1 protein-coding gene is annotated in these 229 nt (G+C 38.9%); it reads left to right on the forward strand.

What is annotated here, in order from left to right:
* Positions 1-30: 30 nt before the first annotated feature.
* The coding region (locus tag AOA62_RS00065) for a TIM-barrel domain-containing protein (protein ID WP_256592212.1) at positions 31-229 on the forward strand (199 nt) is incomplete at its 3' end.

Below are 229 nucleotides of genomic sequence, written 5' to 3' on the forward strand. Positions count from 1 at the left end.
CTAGACTATTACGTCTTTGCTGGACCAACAATGAAGCAGACTCTAAGTCAGTATAGTAATTTAACTGGTACTACACCGATTCCACCTAAATGGTCCCTAGGGTACCATCAATCTCGTTATAGTTATGAAACTGAAACTGAAGTTCGCGAACTAGCAGCTGCGTTTAAGGAAAAAGAGATTCCATTAGATGCTATCTATTTAGATATTCATTACATGGATGGGTATCGTG

Source organism: Pseudomonas sp. 2995-3 (assembly GCF_002742565.1).
GTDB classification, from domain to species: domain Bacteria; phylum Pseudomonadota; class Gammaproteobacteria; order Pseudomonadales; family Pseudomonadaceae; genus Aquipseudomonas; species Aquipseudomonas edaphica.